Annotated in this window: 16 protein-coding genes; 5 read left to right on the top strand and 11 right to left on the bottom strand. The window is 64.7% G+C overall.

Annotated elements, in window-relative coordinates:
- Positions 1-106: 106 nt before the first annotated feature.
- Together XH83_RS05150 and XH83_RS05145 are read right to left on the bottom strand one after the other, a co-directional pair.
- Positions 107-1,018 (bottom strand): amino acid ABC transporter substrate-binding protein, encoded by a 912-nt coding sequence (locus tag XH83_RS05150; RefSeq protein WP_194405972.1) that lies wholly within the window; start codon positions 1,016-1,018, stop codon positions 107-109.
- A 104-nt stretch (positions 1,019-1,122) separates the two neighbouring features.
- A complete protein-coding gene (locus XH83_RS05145; RefSeq protein WP_194405971.1) occupies positions 1,123-2,517 on the bottom strand; it encodes a M20 family metallopeptidase in 1,395 nt (464 codons plus the stop codon).
- A gap of 322 nt (positions 2,518-2,839) precedes the next feature.
- Between XH83_RS05145 and XH83_RS05140 the strand changes: the two genes are divergently transcribed.
- Positions 2,840-4,216 (top strand): LLM class flavin-dependent oxidoreductase, encoded by a 1,377-nt coding sequence (locus XH83_RS05140; RefSeq protein WP_194405970.1) that lies wholly within the window; start codon positions 2,840-2,842, stop codon positions 4,214-4,216.
- Between the two features lie 85 nt (positions 4,217-4,301).
- Here the strand turns inward: XH83_RS05140 and XH83_RS05135 are convergent, their stop codons facing one another.
- The 4 genes from XH83_RS05135 to XH83_RS05120 form a co-directional block, all read right to left on the bottom strand.
- The gene (locus tag XH83_RS05135; RefSeq protein WP_194405969.1) at positions 4,302-5,963 is read right to left on the bottom strand and encodes a thiamine pyrophosphate-binding protein; all 1,662 of its coding nucleotides are present in this window, start codon (positions 5,961-5,963) and stop codon (positions 4,302-4,304) included.
- A 297-nt stretch (positions 5,964-6,260) separates the two neighbouring features.
- Complete coding sequence (locus XH83_RS05130) at positions 6,261-6,761, bottom strand: GFA family protein (protein ID WP_194405968.1); 501 nt, start codon at positions 6,759-6,761, stop codon at positions 6,261-6,263.
- 145 nt (positions 6,762-6,906) lie between these two features.
- Positions 6,907-8,034: an alkene reductase gene (locus tag XH83_RS05125; protein WP_194405967.1), complete on the bottom strand. Its 1,128-nt coding sequence runs from the start codon at positions 8,032-8,034 to the stop codon at positions 6,907-6,909.
- A 111-nt stretch (positions 8,035-8,145) separates the two neighbouring features.
- The gene (locus XH83_RS05120) at positions 8,146-9,642 is read right to left on the bottom strand and encodes an aldehyde dehydrogenase family protein (protein WP_194405966.1); all 1,497 of its coding nucleotides are present in this window, start codon (positions 9,640-9,642) and stop codon (positions 8,146-8,148) included.
- Positions 9,643-9,824: 182 nt separating this feature from the next.
- Here XH83_RS05120 and XH83_RS05115 point away from each other — a divergent pair, with 182 nt between their 5' ends.
- Positions 9,825-10,670: an SDR family NAD(P)-dependent oxidoreductase gene (locus tag XH83_RS05115; RefSeq protein WP_194405965.1), complete on the top strand. Its 846-nt coding sequence runs from the start codon at positions 9,825-9,827 to the stop codon at positions 10,668-10,670.
- A gap of 36 nt (positions 10,671-10,706) precedes the next feature.
- Here XH83_RS05115 and XH83_RS05110 read toward each other — a convergent pair whose 3' ends face one another.
- The 3 genes from XH83_RS05110 to XH83_RS05100 form a co-directional block, all read right to left on the bottom strand.
- The gene (locus XH83_RS05110; RefSeq protein ID WP_028134265.1) at positions 10,707-10,913 is read right to left on the bottom strand and encodes a hypothetical protein; all 207 of its coding nucleotides are present in this window, start codon (positions 10,911-10,913) and stop codon (positions 10,707-10,709) included.
- Between the two features lie 143 nt (positions 10,914-11,056).
- Positions 11,057-11,332: a YiaA/YiaB family inner membrane protein gene (locus tag XH83_RS05105; protein WP_063197515.1), complete on the bottom strand. Its 276-nt coding sequence runs from the start codon at positions 11,330-11,332 to the stop codon at positions 11,057-11,059.
- A 40-nt stretch (positions 11,333-11,372) separates the two neighbouring features.
- Entirely contained in the window at positions 11,373-12,068 is a 696-nt protein-coding gene (locus tag XH83_RS05100) for a PspA/IM30 family protein (protein ID WP_194405964.1), read from the bottom strand.
- Between the two features lie 102 nt (positions 12,069-12,170).
- Between XH83_RS05100 and XH83_RS05095 the strand changes: the two genes are divergently transcribed.
- A complete protein-coding gene (locus XH83_RS05095; RefSeq protein WP_194405963.1) occupies positions 12,171-12,779 on the top strand; it encodes a TetR/AcrR family transcriptional regulator in 609 nt (202 codons plus the stop codon).
- Between the two features lie 64 nt (positions 12,780-12,843).
- Here XH83_RS05095 and XH83_RS05090 read toward each other — a convergent pair whose 3' ends face one another.
- Positions 12,844-13,521 (bottom strand): peroxiredoxin-like family protein, encoded by a 678-nt coding sequence (locus XH83_RS05090; protein ID WP_194405962.1) that lies wholly within the window; start codon positions 13,519-13,521, stop codon positions 12,844-12,846.
- A 98-nt stretch (positions 13,522-13,619) separates the two neighbouring features.
- On the opposite strand from XH83_RS05090, the gene XH83_RS05085 reads away from it, so the two are divergent.
- A complete protein-coding gene (locus XH83_RS05085) occupies positions 13,620-14,501 on the top strand; it encodes a LysR family transcriptional regulator (protein ID WP_194405961.1) in 882 nt (293 codons plus the stop codon).
- Positions 14,502-14,540: 39 nt separating this feature from the next.
- Here XH83_RS05085 and XH83_RS05080 read toward each other — a convergent pair whose 3' ends face one another.
- Positions 14,541-15,884, bottom strand: a complete 1,344-nt coding sequence (locus XH83_RS05080; RefSeq protein ID WP_194405960.1) for a glycoside hydrolase family 3 protein — start codon at positions 15,882-15,884, stop codon at positions 14,541-14,543.
- A 189-nt stretch (positions 15,885-16,073) separates the two neighbouring features.
- On the opposite strand from XH83_RS05080, the gene XH83_RS05075 reads away from it, so the two are divergent.
- Entirely contained in the window at positions 16,074-17,576 is a 1,503-nt protein-coding gene (locus XH83_RS05075; protein WP_194405959.1) for a DUF4173 domain-containing protein, read from the top strand.
- The last annotated feature ends 12 nt before the right edge of the window (positions 17,577-17,588 follow it).

Raw genomic sequence — 17,588 nt, 5'->3', positions numbered from 1 at the left:
CGCGAACGCGCCAGTTATGGATGTCCCGGCGCCTATGCAAATGTCCGGCCACCCCTGTGTCAAGAGTGGCCGGACATGATCCCGATCGAAAGATCGAGGTTTTATCTTACTTGTAGTCGTCCGGATTGGGCGAATCCGTCGGCTTGGCGAACTCGTTCTTCAGCTCGGCCGAGATCGGGGTGTTGAGATTCAGCCCCTTCGGCGGGATCTTCTGCGTGAACCACTTGTCGTAGATCTTCTGCGCCTCGCCGGAGGTGTAGAGCGCCGCGGTCGCGGCATCGACGACCTTCTTGAAGGCCGCGTCGTCCTTGCGCAGCATGATGCCGTAGGGCTCCGGCTTGGAGAACGCATCCTTGGAGATCTCGTAGTCGCCCGGCGACTTCGAGCCGGCGACGAGGCTCGCGAGCAAAATGTCGTCCATGACGAAGGCGACCGCGCGGTCGGTCTCGACCATCAGGAAGGCCTCGGCGTGATCCTTGGCCGGGATGATGTTGGCGCTGAGCTTCTTCTCGACGTTGGCCTCGGTGAGCTGCTTGATGTTGGTGGTGCCCGCGGTCGAGACCACCGTCTTGCCCTTGAGGTCGTCGATCGACTTCAGGCCGCTCGACTTCTTGAAGACGTAGCGGCTGGCGGTCAGATAGTGGGTGTTGGTGAAGGCGACCTGCTTCTGGCGCTCGGCGTTGTTGGTGGTCGAACCGCATTCGAGATCGATGGTGCCGTTGGCCATCAGCGGGATGCGGGTCGCGGAGGTCACCGGGTTGAGCTTGACCTCGAGCTTGTCGAGCTTGAGCTCCTTCTTCACGGCGTCGACGATCTTGTAGCAGATGTCCATCGCGAACCCGACGGGCTTCTGGTTGTCATCCAGATAGGAGAACGGGATCGAGGAGTCGCGGAAGCCGAGCGTGATGGCGCCCGTGTCCTTGATGTTCTTCAGCGTGCCGGTCAGCTCCTGGGCCCCAGCCTGGCTGACAGCGAAAGTCGCGGCGAGCGCGAGCCCAATGCTACGGAAATGTTTCACTTTTTTGTCCCCTTTCAGGATGATGCGTGCGGGATGCAAGCACAAATCGGCTTGGATTAGAATGTGACTTTCGGCGAGATCGAGGCTCAAGTTAACGGCTCAGTTTAGCGGGGTTTTGCCAGGGGTCCTGGCAACTGGCCGAGATCCCAGAACAGCCCGGCCATCACCGTCAAGGCCTCCTCGGTCAGAGGCAGCAGGATGTGCTCATTGGGCGCATGCTGGGAACAGCCGGGATAGGAGTGCGGGACCCAGATCGTCGGCAGGCCCAGGATCTCGGAAAATACGTCGTTGGGCAGCGAGCCGCCGAAATTCGGCAGCACCGCGGGCGTCTTGCCGGTGGTCTCTTTCACCGAATCCGCCGCCCATTTGATCCAGGGACTGTCGAAATCGGTGCGCGATGCAGCAAAGCTCTGCGCCGCCCGCACCTCGACCATCGGAAAGCCGCGTTCGACCAGATAGGCGCGGATCGCGTCGATCAGGCCATCGATCTTGGTGCCGACCACGAAACGCAGTTGCAGCACGGCGTTGGCGTGGCCTGGAATGGCGTTGGCCGGCTTCTCGATATTGCCCGACGACATCGCCAGCACTTCCAGCGTATTCCAGGCATAGAGCCGTTCTGCGGCCGAAAGACCTTCCTCGCCCCAATTCTCGGCCAGCGCGGGCTCGTCCGCACTCGGCAACACCTGCACGTCGGCGAGATAGGAGCGGATCTGGTTGGTGAGGCGCGGCGGCTTCAGGGCGTCGAGCTGGAGGCGGCCGTGACCGTCGACCAGCGTGGAGATCGCATTGACCAGAATGGTCGCGGGATTGGCCAGCACGCCGCCCCAATTGCCGGAATGGTGACCGCCGTCGCGCAAATTCACATCCAGATGGATACGGATGCCGCCGCGGCAGCCCAAGAACAATGTCGGACGTTCCGCGGACAGGCGCGGCCCGTCGGAGGCCATGAACAGATCGGCCTTGAGCGCGTCGCGGTTGAGATCGCAGACCTTGCCGAGATCGGGCGAGCCGATCTCCTCGCCCATCTCCACGATGAATTTGGCATTGAAGCCGAGCTTGCCGCCGCGGGCATCGCGCACCGCGCGGAGTGCCGCCATGTTGATGCTGTGCTGACCCTTGTTGTCGGCGGTCCCGCGGCCATAAAGGCGCGTACCCGAAACCGTGGTGCGCCAGGGATCGCGGCCGTCGCGCCACTCGCCTTCCATCCCATCGACGACGTCGCCATGGCCATAGACCAGCACGGTGGGCACTGAGGCGCTCTCGTGATGCTCGGCGAACAGGAACGGCGCCTTGCCGCTCGGGGATTCGACGATGCGGCTGATGAAGTCGAGCGCGGCGAAAGCCGGCTGCATCTCCTGTTCCAGATAGGCACGCAACTCGGGGCCGCGTGACGGATTCTGGCTCTCGGTCTTGAAGGCGACGCGGCGGTCGAGCTCGGCGAGGAAGGCGCCGGATGTAAAATCCTCACGGGCGCGGGCGATGGCGTCGGCTCTGGTCATGACTTGCTTTTCGAGACGTTGAGAGAAAGGACCTTACCCGACACGGGTTGGCCTTCGAAAGTGGCGGGGGCTTGGACAGTTCTTGCGGTTGGCTTGTACTTCTCTTGTCGTTCTCTTGCACTTCCCTTGCACTTCTCTTGGGATTTCGTCCTTGCACCCCCGGGATTGGCTTGCCAAGCGCAGCAGCGCCGCTGATTTTGGCCTTGCCAAGCGCAAGCGATATGCAAGAACTTCGCCAAGTAGGACATCAAGTTGGGCGTCAAGTTCGAGGCGCACATCTACCATTCGAAGAGCGCTCAGTACAGGGCGCCGGGGAGCCAGCATGGCCAAAGAGATCAGACTCAACGCATTTGCGATGAATTGTGTCGCGCACCAGTCACCCGGCCTCTGGACCCATCCGCGCGACCGCACCGCCGAATATAATCGCCTGCCCTACTGGATCGATCTCGCCAAGACGCTGGAGCGCGGCCGTTTCGACGGCCTGTTCCTCGCCGACGTGCTCGGGGTCTACGACGTCTATGGCAACAGCCCTGACGCGGCCTTGCGCAACGCGGCACAGACGCCGTCAAACGAGCCGCTGCTGCTGCTCTCGGCAATGGCGGCCGTCACGCAAAATCTCGGCTTCGGCGTCACCAGCAATCTGTCGTTCGAGCCGCCCTATCCGTTCGCGCGGCGAATGTCGACGCTCGATCACCTCACTGAAGGGCGGATCGGCTGGAACGTCGTCACCGGCTATCTCGACAGTGCCGCGCGCGGCGCCGGCAAGGACAAGCAGACCGGACACGACGACCGCTACGACATCGCCGACGAATATATGGAGGTCGTCTACAAGCTCTGGGAAGGCAGCTGGGAGGACGACGCCGTGCTGCGCGACCGCAAGCGCGGCATCTTCACCGATCCGAGCAAGGTTCACCGCATCAATCATGAGAGTGCGAACTACCGCATCAACAACACCATCCATCTCAGCGAGCCCTCGCCGCAGCGCACGCCGGTGCTGTACCAGGCCGGCACCTCGCCGCGCGGCCGGCAGTTCGCGGCCAAGCACGCCGAATGCGTCTTCATGTCGGGACCGTCGACCAAGATCATCGCGCCGCGCGTCGCCGCGATCCGCCAGGAAGCCGCCGCACTCGGCCGCAACCCGGCGGAGATTTTGATGTTCAACATGATGACGATCATCCTCGGCAATACCGAGGCTGAAGCTGAGGCGAAATATGCCGACTACCGCTCGCACATCAATCCGGAAGGCGCGCTCGCCCTGATGTCGGGATGGACCGGCATCGATTTCTCCGGCTACGAGCTCGACCAGCAGGTGCGTCACGTGCAGAACGATGCCGGCCGCAGCGCCCTCGACAACGTCACGCGGGGCGATCCGGACCGCGTCTGGACCGTGCGCGACGTCATCGAGCATGTCGGCATCGGCGGCGCCGGTCCGGTCGTGGTCGGCACGCCCGAAAGCGTCGCCGACAAGATCGAGGACTGGTTCGAGAAGACCGACGTCGACGGCCTCAACGTTGCGTTTGCGATCTCGCCCGGCGATTTCGAGGACATCGCCGACATGCTGGTGCCGGAGCTGACGCGGCGCAGAAGGTACAAGTCCGAGTATGCAAAGGGCACGTTGCGGGAAAAACTGTTCGGCGGCCGCGCGAGGCTCGATGCACCGCATCCGGCGGCGGGATATCGGGTGGGGAAGAAGGGGTAGGTCCCCGGCGTCGCACACCCTCGACATCGTCCCGGCCTCGTACGCAATTGCGCACGGGCGCCGGGACGACAGCGGAGCAGAGTGGCTACACCTTCCCGTCCACCATCACCTCGATCAGCTTCGTCCCCGGCCGGCCAAACGCCGAGGCCAAAGTCGCCTTCAGCTCACGGGGGTCGCTGATCCTGATCGCCTCGCAGCCGAGCGCCTTCGCCACACCGGCGAAATCCACGGGCGGATCGACGAAATCCATGCCGACATAATTGTCGTCGCCGTGAAAGGCCAGCAGGCGCTGCTTGATGATGCGGTAGCCGCCATTGTTGGCGATGACGACGTTGAGCGGCAGCTTGTGATGCGCCGCCGTCCACAGCGACTGGATCGAATACATCGCGCTGCCGTCGCCGGAGAAGCACACCACGGGGCGATCCGGGTTGGCGATGCTGGCGCCGACGGAGGCCGGCAGGCCCCAGCCGATGCCGCCGGAGGCAAGGCCGTGATAGCCGAAGCGGTCGCGATGCGGCCGCAGCGCCGTGACCTGGCGGCTCGAGGTGAGGCCTTCGTCGACCAGGATGGCATTCTCCGGCATGGCCTCGACCATCTGCAGCACGAGATAGTCGGGATCAATCGGCGCGCGGCCCGCGCTCTTGCCGATCTGCTCGACCAGCCCTGCGCGGCGGGCGCTCCAGTTCTTCGGCGCGAGCTCGGCGAGACGCTGCTTGGCGCGGCCCGTGAGCGTCGCGCCGCCCATCTCCTTCAGCACCGGGATCAGCGCGCGCAGCGTCTCCTTCAGGTCCGCCTTCAGCGCGATCTCGGCGCCGTAATTCTTGGCGATCTCCCAATCGACGAGGCCGACCTGCACGATGCCGAGCCCGTCCGGCAGCGCATCGACCTCGCTGTAGACCGACATCCGCAGCGGATCGCCGCCGAGCGCGATCAGCAGGTCGTAAGGCGCCAGCGTATCGCGCGCGACCTTCTGCACGCGCGCGAGCGTGCCAACGAAGCTCGGGCTCTCCGAGAGGAAGTGCGAGCCGTAGGGCGTCGAGGACTGGTAGGCGGCAGCGCCGAGCAGCTCGGCGAGTTCGGCCGCCTCCTTGAGCGCGTCGCTCTTCACCACCTCGTCCATGGTGACGATGACGGGGCGCTCGGCCTTCAGCAGCCGCGCGGCAAAGGCTTTCAGCGCTTCGTCCGACGGCTTGACGCGCGCATCGATGCGGGTGGAGCGGCCGAGGTCGATGCCGGCCTCGCTGTTGAGAATGTCGCCGGGCAGCGAGATGAACACCGGGCCGGTCGGCGGCGTCATCGCCACCTTGGCGGCGCGGCGCACGATGCGCGGCAGATCCTCCAGCCGCGTCACCTCGACCGCCCATTTCACCAGCGGCTCGGCCATGCGCACCAGCGGGCCATACAGCACCGGCTCCATCAGGCCGTGGCCCTGCTCCTGTTGTCCCGCGGTGAGGATCATCGGCGTGCCCGTGAATTGGGCGTTGTAGAGTGAGCCCATGGCATTGCCGAGCCCGGGCGCGACATGGACGTTGCAGGCGACGAGTTTGCCGGAGGCCCGGCTGTAGCCATCGGCAATTGCGACCACCAGGCTCTCCTGCATCGCCATCACATAGGTGAGGTCGGGATGGTCCTTCAGCGCATGCATGATCGGCAGCTCGGTGGTGCCGGGATTGCCGAACAGATGCGTGATGCCTTCGTCCTTGAGCAGCGCGAGAAAGGCGGAGCGGCCGGTGATCTTGTTCTTCATGTTTCCTCCAGGAGCGGACGTTGCCGCAAGGACGGAAGGCATGATGGCCGAATTTTCGCGGGGCGCGCAAGGAAGAGCGGTCATGGCTGCGTTGCGTGGGAGCGGCAAACTGCGCTCTCGTGTCCCGGACGCGACGCAGCGCGCAGCGGTGCGGCGCAGAGCCGGGACCCAGATTCGCACCGAATTCGCCGACGCATGGGCCCCGGCTCAGCAGCGCATCACCGCGCCGGACGATGCTGTGCATCGCCGGGAGGCGCTGCGCTGCGTCCGGGGCACGAGAACTGAACGCGGCTCGCGCTACATCTCCTCGCGCCCCAGCTCGAACGGATCCTCGCCGCCCGCGCGCTTCTTCTTTTTCGAGCGCTGCCAGACCACGCCCGGAAAGCCCTTCAGCGGCACCAGCGGCTCGCCGGTATAGGCCCATTCCTGCAGCTCTTCGATCCCTATGTGATAGAGCGGCTGCCGGCCGGTACGTTCTCTGAACAGAGCACGGGGGATGTTGACCATATGCGGCCCGCGCGGACGCTCATAGGCGATCGGCGTGCCGCAATGCGAGCAGAAGCTGCGGGTAGTCTTGGTCGCCTTGTCCTCGTAGCGCGTCAGCGCCGTTTTCCCTGACGTGATGCGAAAGCGCTTCTTCCAGCTACCGACATAGGTCGCATACGCCGCGCCATGGGCACGGCGGCTCGCGGCGGAATGATCGTGCCAAGCCCAGCGCGCGGGGATGTCGATCTCGAAGCTGACCTTGCCGCAGAGACATCGGCCGGTGGCGATCCCTGCGGCGGCGGCTTTGGCCATGGACGTCTCTCCGTCGTCATGTACGCGATATACGCTTGTCATTCCGGGGCACGACGACGTCGCGAGCCCGGAATCCATCGAACAGCAAGCCAGGACGTGAGATGGATTCCGGGCTCGACGCTTCGCATTACCCAGGAATGATTGGTCAGGCCGGCGTCAGCTCGTCATAAACAGGGTAGTCCGTATACCCCTTCTCCTCGCCGCCATAGAACGTCGCGCGGTTGTACGGCGTGATCGGGTAGCCGTGCGCGAGGCGCCGCGGCAGATCGGGATTGGAGATGAAGATGCGGCCGAACGCGATGATGTCCGCATGGCCTTCGGCAATCGCGGCATTCGCGGTCTCGCCGGTAAAGCCGCCGGCGGTCATCAGCACGCCGCTGTAGAGCGGTCGGAATAGCACCATGGCCGACGGCACGTTCTCCCAATGGACGTCGGCTCGGCCGGCGCCGCTCGAGCGCGGCTCGATGAAATGCAGATAAGCGAGGCCAAGCTTGTCGAGCGCCTTCACCACATGGGTATAGAGCGGCATCGGATCGGGCTCGCCGGAATCATTGGCGATGCCGTGGGGCGACAGCCGCACCGCGACGCGGTTCGCGCCGCAGACGTCGATCGCGGCCTGCGTGACTTCGAGCAAGAGCCGCGCGCGATTCTCGATCGAACCGCCATATTGATCGGTGCGCTGGTTGCTGCGCGACTGCAGGAACTGCTCGAGCAAATAGCCGTTGGCGCCGTGGATCTCGACACCGTCGAAACCGGCGGCGAGCGCGTTCTTCGCGCCTTGCCTGAAGGCCTCGACAATCCCCTTGACCTCCTCGGTTTCCAGCGCGCGCGGCGTCTCGTAGTCCGAGATCTTGCCGTCGGCGGTCATCGCCTTCATCCCGGCCGCCTTGATCGGGATCGCCGAAGCCGAAACCGGCAGCTCGCCGCCATGGAACGAGGAATGCGAGACGCGGCCGACATGCCAGAGCTGGAGGAAGATGATGCCGCCCTTAGCGTGCACCGCCTCGACCACCTTGCGCCAGCCGTCGATCTGCCCCTGCGAATAGATGCCTGGAGTCGCCGGGTTGCCGCGGCCGTGCGACAGCACCGGCGAGGCTTCGGCAATGAGCAGGCCGCCGGGCGTTGCGCGCTGGGCATAATATTCGGCGTTGAGCGGCCGCGGCGAAAAGCTCTCGCGCTCAGCCCGCATGCGGGTCAACGGCGCCATCGCGACGCGATGCGCAAGCTTGTAAGGACCGACCTGCAACGGCTTAAACAACGCTTCGAATTTCATGCTGGCCCCGGATGTGTATGAAAGAATGCAGATCATAGTGCGAGGGGCGGCACCGGAAAAGGTACCGCCCCCAAGCAGATATTCTCCCTCGCGGAACGCGAGAGCGCGCCCTTACGCCGTCTTGATCCAGACCGCCTTCACGTTGAGATATTCCTCGACATGCTGCTTGCCGGACTCGCGGCCGTAGCCGCTCATCTTGTAGCCGCCGAACGGCACGGCCGGGTCCATCGCCTGGTAGCAGTTCACCCACACTGAACCTGCGCGCAGCGACTTTGCAACCGCATGCGCCTTGCTGACGTCGCGCGTCCACAGGCCGGAACCGAGCCCAAAGGTGGTGTTGTTGGCGCGCTTGACCAGCTCGTCCATGTCCTTGAACGCGATCGCGGAGATGACGGGACCAAAGATCTCCTCCTGCGCGATGCGCATGTTGTCCTGGACGCCCGCGAACACCGTCGGCGAGACGAAGAAGCCTTTCGAAAGCGCGCCTTCAGTCACCCGGCCGCCGCCGGCGAGAGCGCGTGCGCCTTCCTTCTGGCCGATGTCGAGATAACCGGTGACGCGCTCGAGCTGCTGCTCGGAGACCAGCGGGCCGATCTGCACGTTGGGATCGAGACCGTTGCCGACCTGCAGCTTCTTGCCAAACTCGGCGACGCGACCGACGAACTCCTCGTAGATCGCCTGCTCGACGAACAGACGCGTGCCAGCGCTGCAGATCTGCCCGGAATTGGCGAACACCGCCATCGCCGCGCCGGGCACGGCGGCATCGAGATCGGCGTCGGCAAACACGATGTCCGGTGATTTGCCACCCAACTCCAGCGAGACGCGCTTGAGATTGCCGGCGGAGGCGCGGATGATCGACTGGCCCGTGACGTGCGAGCCCGTGAAGGCGACCTTGTCGACGTCATGATGCGAGGCGAGCGCGGCACCCGCGGTCTCGCCATAGCCGGGGACAACGTTGACGACGCCCGGCGGAATGCCGGCTTCCATCGCCAGCTCGGCGATGCGCAGCGAGGTCAGTGGCGCTTCTTCCGCAGGCTTGAGCACCACGGTGCAGCCGGTCGCGATCGCGGGACCGATCTTCCAGATCGTCGCGGTCAGCGGGCCGTTCCAGGGAATGATGGCGCCGACGACGCCGATCGGCTCCTTCAGCGTATAGGAGAAGATTTCGCCCGGCAGCGAATTCTCGATGGTCTCGCCGTGGATCGCGGTGGTTTGGCCGGCATAATAACGCAGCATGCCGACGGCGCGCAGACGATAGGCACGGGTGCGGCTGAGCGGCGCGCCCATGTCGAGCGTGTCGAGCTGCGACAATTCGTCAAAATTCTTCTCGACGAGGTCGGCAAGCTTGAGGAGCAGGTTCTGCCGCTCGAACGGCTTGACCTTGCTCCAGGGGCCTTCGAAGGCACGGCGGGCGGCAGCGACCGCACGATCGATGTCTTCCTTGTCACCCTCGGCGACGGTTGCGAGCAGCTCGCCCGTTGCGGGATTGCGCGTCTCGAAGCGCTTGCCCGAGGCCGCATCGACCCATTTCCCGTCGATCAGCATCTGCTTGTAGGACCCGTTGGCGAACGGATGGCGCGTGATCGGAATAGCCTGCGACACAGCCATGGCTGCACTCCCTGTCAAATGATTGATTGGTTCGATCTGGGCGGGATCGTTGCGTCGAAGGATACCGCGGTGCCGGATAGGCGTAAAGGCAGCGCGGAACGAAGACCTCCCATGCCGGCTTGTGCAGGGTCGCGCAGCCGCCATGTTATAGCTCGCGCAAATCCCTCTTGCGGAGACGCACCATGCCCCATCCCGCCATCGTCAAAGACAATGTTGCTGTGATCACCGGCGGCGCGTCCGGCATCGGATTTGCCGCTGCCGTCGCTTTTGCGCGCGCGGGAATGAAGCTGTGTATCGTCGATGTCGACGAGCCCCGGTTGGCAGAAGCTGCAGCAAGACTGTCATCCGTCACCACTGCCGCAGATGTGATGACCTTCGCCGTCGATGTCAGCAGCGCCGAGAGCGTGACGGAACTGGAGGGCGCGGTGCGCGAGCGGTTCGGCGGCACCGATATCCTGATGAACAATGCCGGCATCCAGCCAGGCAGCACATTGTTCGGCGAGCCCGACCATTGGCAGCGCATCATCGGCGTCAACATGTGGGGCATCATCAACGGCTCGCGCATCTTCGCGCCGGGCATGATCGCGCGCGGCAGGCGCGGCCTCATCATCAACACCGGCTCGAAGCAGGGCATCACCACGCCGCCCGGCGATCCCGCCTACAATGTCTCCAAGGCCGGCGTGAAAGCGTTCACCGAGGCGCTCCAGCATGAGCTGCGCAACACGAAGGACTGTCGCATCACGGCGCACCTGCTGATCCCCGGCTTCGTGTTCACCGGCCTCACCGCGAAGGGCCGCACCGAAAAGCCGGCCGGCGCCTGGACGCCGGAACAGACGGTCGATTTCATGCTGGCGCGGCTGGAGGCCGGCGATTTCTACATCCTGTGCCCGGACAACGACGTGCCACGCGCGCTCGACGAGAAGCGCATGCTGTGGGCCGCCGGCGACATCGTCGAGAACCGCCCGCCGCTGTCACGCTGGCATCCGGATTACGCGGATGCGTTCAAGAGGTTTGTGGAGGGGGAGTGACCGCCCTCCCTCTCCCTTGTGGGAGAGGGAACAAGCCTACAGCGTCTCCTGCTGGTGCCCGCAATTCTTGCAGGCGAACTTGACCCGGCTCTGGCCCTTCTCCGCCTGCACCCGGTTCGGCGCGCCGCACTTGCCGCAGACGGCCTCGATGCGGGTCGTGCCCTGCTTGACGACGATGGACTTCTTTTCCATGGATTCGCGGATCAGGCGCTCGGCCTCCTCACGCAGCGATTGTTTCGACAAAGCTCGTCTCCGCCTCTGGAAAGCGCGCGAGCCATATCGCACCTGCAGCCGGAGCACAATGCGGGATGCGGATCGATGACGCCGAAAGCCGCGGGGCGCTGCTCCGCGGCTCTCTTGCGCGTCGTCAGGATCAGGCGCTCCGCTTACGCGGCCTTGGAAACCTCCATCAACAGCCGCTCGGCCTTCGCGTCCTCGATGCGGTTCACCAGCCGGCTGCTCTCGTGATTGTCTCGCACGGTCTTGGTCAGGGTGATGCAGGTCTGGATCAGCATGACGATACCCATGGTGAGATAGCCTTTCATCCAGAAATCGATCGGCAGGAAGAAGACGCCGATGGCGACGAGGAAGGCGGAGGCTGCGAAGGACGCATAGGTGAAGGTCACCCAGGCGCTGCTGTGGGGCTGGCCGTTCTGGTTCATGATGGTCTCCTGTGTTGCTGCGATGATGATGGGGGTTGGATCAGGCTGCCGGCGCGCGCCTGGATTTCAGCCGCGCGAGCACATCGTCCGCCGTGGTTTTCAGCCGCGGGCCAAAGCCCTGCTCGGCGAGCCTCTCGGCGGTCGCGATGGGACCTGTGGCCGCATCGAGCTCGACCAGCGCATCGTCGGCGGCCTGGGCTTCCATCTGCCGATCGCGCAGACGCCGCAACGTGCTCTCGGCCTCCGGCAGCGTGGATTCGTAGGGACGCGCCGCCTCGATGCCGCTGCGGCGAAGCGAGCGCACGGCTTCCGAAGCGCGGGCCAGACGGCGGCCGCGATCGAGCTCGGTGATGCGGGCCTGCGCGTTGGCAACATGCCGCTTCAGGCGGGCGATCTCGGTCGCGAACAGCGCACGGGCCGTCATCGCGGCATCGCGGTCGGCCTCCAGGCCGGCGATGGCTTCGGCGGCCTCCTTGGCGAGATCCTCACGACCGCCGTCGAGCGCCGCAACCGCGCGGGTTTCGAGATCGGTAATGCGGGCAATTGTCGCGTCCAGCTTGCGGCCCTCCTGCTGGTCCTGCGCAATCGCCAGCGCCAGCGTTCGCTTGCTGCGCTCGACGGCGGCGGCCGCATCGCGCATCTGCTGGTCGAGAATGAGGAGGGCCGTCCGGTCCTCCAGCTCCTCGCCGGCGGCGGCGACGCTACCGCGGAAAAGTGTCACGACGGTCTTGAACATCTGCTGCTCCCTGTTATGAGCGTTGCTCACAAACCGTTTGTAGCAGCAAACTTGAACATCGTTCAAGAATATTTTGAGCGACGCTCAAAGAATTTTGCATTGATGTCTAAGGTACTGGAACGACGAGAGAAATTTCGATCATCTCTGATCCTGGCGGCGGAGCGGATGATCGCCGACCGTGGCTTGCCCGGCCTGAAAACCCGCGATCTCGCCCGCGAGATCGGCTGCGCCAATGGCGCGGTCTACAATCTCGTGGCTGACATGGACGAGCTGATCCTGCGTGTGGGCTCGCGCACGCTGCTCCGGCTCGATGGGGCACTCAGTGCCGCGGTCAGCGCCGGCGAGCCATCCCCGCAGGAGACGCTGGTCCGCATCGCCATCGCCTATTGCGATTTCGCGGCCGAGAATCTCCAGCTCTGGCGCGCGCTGTTCGAGCACCGCATGGACGCCGACAAGACCGTCCCCGACTGGTCGGTCCAGGACCAGTTGCAACTGTTCCGCCACATCTACCAGCCGCTGGCCATGCTGTTTCCAAAGCGCAACCGCGAAGAGCTCGGCATCACGGCTCGCAGCCTGTTCTCGGCAGTGCATGGCATGGTCGCGCTGGGACTGGAGCAGAAGCTGGTCGCCGTGCCGCTGCCGGCGCTGCGCGAGGAGATCGCGGGCCTCGTGCGCGCGATGGTCGACGGATTGATCGCACGCCAGCGGTAGCGCTTCACGCAGGAATCCGACCACCCCGCGCGCCTCGGCGCGCGGGGCGGTCACGTCGCAAGTCTCAAGCCGCCTTGCCGGCCCGCAGGCGATCCAGCACCGGCAACAGTTCCGACGGATCAGGACGGCGCGTGTAGTCGGGATTCACCTCCGCATAGGCGATGATTCCGTCGCGGCCGATGACGTAACGCGCCGGCATCGGCAGCACCCAGGCCGGATCGTCGTTGAACGTCGGCAGGTCATTCTTGAACGCTTTGTAGAGCGCGACGAGCTCAGCCGGCAGCGCGAAGCGAACGCCGAAGGCCTCCGCGACCGCACTCCTGACGTCGCTCAGAATCGGGAACGACAGCTTGTTGTCGCGCTCCGATTTCCGGCTGTTCGGCGCAGTCTGCGGCGAGATCGCAACCAGGCTGGCACCGCGGGCGACGATCTCCGGCAGCGCCTCCTGCAGCGCCTGGAGCTCGAGATTGCAATAAGGACACCAGGCGCCGCGATAGAACGACACGACCAGCGGTCCCTTGGCGAGCAGCTCGCGCAAGGCGACCTGCTTGCCCTCGTGGTCTTTCAGGGTGAAATCCGGCGCGGCATCACCGGCCTTTTTTGCGCGCTGCACCTGACCGCTCGCGATCAGCTCGGCGGTCGCGCGGTGCATGATGTCGAGCACCTCGCGGCTGGGCTTGAGCGGCAGGCGGCCGCCTTCGAAATCGGCTTTGAAGGCATCGAGCTTGTCTTGCAGGGCCATGGCGAAACTCCATCGATTGCTGTTGGCCGGCCCTATCTGGATTATTCGGCAGCGCGAGGGTATACCGCTCGGACGCAGAAGATTTATTTGGAATACAAATGAGTGATCGGCTTCAGGAAATGGCGGTGTTCGTCCGGGCCGCCGAATGCGGCAGTTTTTCCAAGGCTGCCCGCGAACTTGGCCTGTCTCAGCCTTCGGTGTCCCGCATCATCAGCGAATTGGAGGCGCGGCTCGACGTCAAGCTGCTGCTCCGGACCACGCGCCGCATCACCGTGACCGACGCCGGGGCGCTCTTCCTCACGCGCGCGCGTGAGGTCCTCGCCGACATCGAGGACGCCGAGGACGCGGCGCGCGGAATCGACTCGCTGCGCGGGACCATCCGCATCGCAATGCCCATCATGTACGGCATGCGGCAGATCATTCCGCATCTGCGGAAATTCCTGGCGATGCATCCGTTACTCCACGTCGAGCTGTCGGTGGTCGACGAACGCCAGAATCTCGTTGCCGAAGGCGCCGACCTCGCCATCCGCCTCGGCGAACTCGACGATTCCGCGTTCGGCGCACGCAAGCTCGAAACCTTGCAGCGTCTCCTGGTGGCGTCCCCGTCCTATCTCGCCGCGCGCGGCACGCCGAAAACGCCGGCCGATCTCGCTTCACATGATTGCATCTTCGGACCCGGTCATTCCGGCCGGGCGAGTTGGGTGTTCACGCGCAACGGCGCGGAAACGTCGGTGGACGTGCGCGGCCGCATCCACACCGACTCGGGTCCGGGCGTGTTCGCCTGCGCCCTGGCGGGGCTCGGCATTTCGATGGCAACGTCGGTGATGGCCGCCCCCGAGATCAAGTCGGGCGCGCTGGTCCCGTTGTTGAAAGGCTACAAGGCCTCGCCGCTCGCCGTGCATGCCGTCTTCCCGGGTGGCCCACGTCCTTCCAGCAAGATACGGGCCCTGGTCGACTACCTGGCGGAGGAGTTGAGATAGGCGGCAAAGGCCTAGACCTCGCTCGACATGCAGGAGAAGCTAATGCGTACCGACGATGCGGATCACGCCTGAGGCCGCGCGCGCCTGCTCGGTCGAAAAGCCCCGTGCCAGCCGCGCCGCGCTCGCATGCAGCATCATGGCATCGAGCTTGCCCTGCCGCGCCCCGTCCAGGGCGCAGGCGAAGACGCGGTAGAACTGCGCGCCGTCATAGGCGACCAGCAGCAAATCGACGCCGGCATTGACCGCTTCGACCACGGCCTTGCAGACGTCGTTCTGGTAGATCGCGCCCATCACGAGGTCGTCGGTCATCACCACCCCCTGATAGCCCCATGCCTGCCGGAGGACGCCTTCGACGACGCGTTTCGAATGTGATGCGGCGCGATCGGGATCGACCGCGGTGAGCGTGACATGGCCAACCATGAGCGCGCTGCGCGAATGCGACAGCACCTCGCGGAACGGAAGCCAGTCGGATGCCTCGAGCTCCTTCACCGGCGTGTCGAGATTGGCGCTGAAATGATGCGTGTCGGTGCGCACGCGGCCGATGCCGGGAAAATGCTTGAGCGTGGCACCGACGCCGGATTCTTCCAGCCCGCGCACATAGGCGCCCGCAATCGTCGAGACGACGGCCGGGTCGGTCGCGATCGCGCGCTGGCCGATCAGCGTGTGGAAATCGAGCCGGTTGCGCCGCGCCGGCGGCTTGAGATCGAGCACCGGGGCGAGGTTGAGGTTGACGCCGAGGCCGGCGAGCTCGCGGCCGTGGATCCGGCCGAACTCTTGCGCCTTGGCCTGCTGGTCGTCGGGAGCAAGCCCGGCGAGCGTCGCCAGGGCCGGCACTTTCGTCAGCGGCGGCGCGAGATGGCCGACGATACCGCCCTCCTGGTCCGCAGCGACGATCAACGGCGGCCGGCCCGCTGAGCGCCTGATGTCCTGGAGCGCCGCGATCTCGGCCTGCAGCGCCTCGACGGTCCTGCCGCGGATGTTGTGGCGGGTCACGTAGACGCCGCTGATCAATCCCTGCTTGGCAAGGCGCGCAACCTCCGGGAAGGAGGAATAGCCGACCATGAAATGAGGCCCGAGCTGGCGCGCCTCGGCGGCACTGGCACCGAGAACCTCGTGCTTGCGCCACTCGAACTTCAGATGCGCCGCGGTCATCAGGACCGGCGGCAGGCACCAGAGCATGACGAGCAGCTTGCCCGCAATGGTGCGCCAACGTCCTTTGCGCAGCAGAAGGATGACGATCGCGATGCTTGCGACGACAAGCACGACGTTTCCAGCGCCACGCATCACGAGCAGATAAGGATCGTTCTTGTTCGCGGCAGCGAATGCAAGGGGAGGCGCAGCCAGCCAGAGCAGGATGAGACCGATACGACCGAGGAATTGCATGATGCATCACATGTGAGGAGCGGCGAATGCTTCGCACTTATCAAAGCGATTTGCCCCGCGCGAGGGGCAAACGCATGCCTGCACGAAAACTGCAAAAGACTCCTGAAACCATGCAGACGGTGATCCCGCCTTCTGCACAAACGACGTTCAGACTTCGTGATGCCAACCATCACGAAAGGTCTTACCGATATGACAAGTCTGGCTTCGACGATCGTGGAAGAGATCAAGCCGATCGGTCATTCCTCGATCCCGGCCAAGGTCGGCCTCGCGCTTCTGCTGGCCGCACTCGCCGACTGGCTGTTCTACGGGCAGCGGATCGGGCTGTCGCTGACGCTCTTTGCGATCGCGCTCGCCGGCGTATCGGTGCTCTTCAATCGTGCGGCGCTGGATCTGCGCCGCGCCATGATCGGCTCGGCCGTTCTCGCCGTCGGGCTGGTGCCTGTTGTCGAGGAGCTCAACAGTTTGTCGTTCCTGATCCTTGTCGCCTCGATGGCCATTGCGTTGCAGCTCGTGACCAACGCGGAAGCGACCGGCCTCGCCGACCGCGTTCGCGCATTGCGCAATTTCGTCCTGCTCGGTCCCTTCAGGTTCTTTCTCGATGCGCCCCAAGCGTTGAACGCGTCGGCATTCACCCGCGGCATCGCGCTCTGGCTGATGCCGGCGGCGCTCAGCGCCGTCTTCGTGGCGCTCTTCGCCGCGGCCAATCCGGTGATCGAGCAGTGGCTGTCCCTGCTCAATCCGAAACTCATCCTCGGATATATCAGCATCCCGCGCGTGCTGTTCTGGGCCTTGATGCTGGCGCTGGTCTGGCCGTTCATCCATGTGCGCTGGCGGCGCAAGAAAATCACCACCGCCGCCGAAGCCGTAGAGCCGCCTCCGCTTCCATCGCTCGTCTCGGTGGAATTTCTTGGTCCCTCCACCATCCTGCGCTCTCTGATCCTGTTCAATCTGTTGTTCGCGGCGCAGTCCGTTCTCGACGGCATCTATCTCTGGGGCCATCTGGCGCTGCCCGACAATCTGACCTATGCGAGCTACGCGCATCGCGGTGCCTACCCGCTGATCGTAACCGCCCTGCTCGCCGCGGCCTTCGTGCTGGTGACGATGCGGCCGGGCGGGCCGGCCGAGAAATCGAAGGTCATCCGGCCGCTGGTGTATCTCTGGGTGGGACAGAACGTCCTTCTCGTCGCCTCCTCAATCCTGCGTCTCGACCTCTACGTCGATGTTTACATGCTGACATACTGGCGAATCGCGGCGTTCATCTGGATGGGACTGGTCGCGCTCGGACTGATCCTGGTCGTCGCCCGCATCGTCCTCGACCGATCCAACCAATGGCTCGTGGGCGCCAATTTGATCGCGCTCGCGATCTCGCTTTATGGCTGCTCGCTGGTGAACTTCGACGCCTTCATTGCCGACTACAATGTGGTCCACAGCCGGGAAGCTTCGGGCAACGGCCTGCAGATCGACATGAACTATCTCCTGACGCTCGGACCGCAAGCGCTGCCCGCCATTGACAAGGCGATCATGCTTCGACCCGGCACTCCCGAGAGCTGCCTTGTGTCGCGACGCGACCGCCTTGTAGAACAGCAGCGCCAGGATCTGGCCTGGCGGAGCTGGGGCTTTCGGAGCTGGCGGCTGCAGCGCCGGCTGGACGCGCTGGCGAAAGACCCGTCCGGCAGCCGGCCGGTCGGGTGAGCGGAGAGTTTC

It is taken from the genome of Bradyrhizobium sp. CCBAU 53351 (genome assembly GCF_015291745.1).
Classification (GTDB): Bacteria; Pseudomonadota; Alphaproteobacteria; order Rhizobiales; family Xanthobacteraceae; genus Bradyrhizobium.
This window is presented reverse-complemented; position numbering and strand designations above follow the sequence as displayed.

Bases quoted from the DNA above. Each gene is read 5' to 3' on its own strand.
- XH83_RS05125 (WP_194405967.1), bottom strand. From the start codon at position 8,034: ATGAAATTCGAAGCGTTGTTTAAGCCGTTGCAGGTCGGTCCTTACAAG.
- XH83_RS05135 (WP_194405969.1), bottom strand. From the start codon at position 5,963: ATGAAGAACAAGATCACCGGCCGCTCCGCCTTTCTCGCGCTGCTCAAG.
- XH83_RS05115 (WP_194405965.1), top strand. From the start codon at position 9,825: ATGCCCCATCCCGCCATCGTCAAAGACAATGTTGCTGTGATCACCGGC.
- XH83_RS05130 (WP_194405968.1), bottom strand. From the start codon at position 6,761: ATGGCCAAAGCCGCCGCCGCAGGGATCGCCACCGGCCGATGTCTCTGC.
- XH83_RS05085 (WP_194405961.1), top strand. From the start codon at position 13,620: ATGAGTGATCGGCTTCAGGAAATGGCGGTGTTCGTCCGGGCCGCCGAA.
- XH83_RS05145 (WP_194405971.1), bottom strand. From the start codon at position 2,517: ATGACCAGAGCCGACGCCATCGCCCGCGCCCGTGAGGATTTTACATCC.
- XH83_RS05080 (WP_194405960.1), bottom strand. From the start codon at position 15,884: ATGCAATTCCTCGGTCGTATCGGTCTCATCCTGCTCTGGCTGGCTGCG.
- XH83_RS05105 (WP_063197515.1), bottom strand. From the start codon at position 11,332: ATGAACCAGAACGGCCAGCCCCACAGCAGCGCCTGGGTGACCTTCACC.
- XH83_RS05120 (WP_194405966.1), bottom strand. From the start codon at position 9,642: ATGGCTGTGTCGCAGGCTATTCCGATCACGCGCCATCCGTTCGCCAAC.
- XH83_RS05090 (WP_194405962.1), bottom strand. From the start codon at position 13,521: ATGGCCCTGCAAGACAAGCTCGATGCCTTCAAAGCCGATTTCGAAGGC.
- XH83_RS05100 (WP_194405964.1), bottom strand. From the start codon at position 12,068: ATGTTCAAGACCGTCGTGACACTTTTCCGCGGTAGCGTCGCCGCCGCC.
- XH83_RS05095 (WP_194405963.1), top strand. From the start codon at position 12,171: ATGTCTAAGGTACTGGAACGACGAGAGAAATTTCGATCATCTCTGATC.
- XH83_RS05075 (WP_194405959.1), top strand. From the start codon at position 16,074: ATGACAAGTCTGGCTTCGACGATCGTGGAAGAGATCAAGCCGATCGGT.
- XH83_RS05140 (WP_194405970.1), top strand. From the start codon at position 2,840: ATGGCCAAAGAGATCAGACTCAACGCATTTGCGATGAATTGTGTCGCG.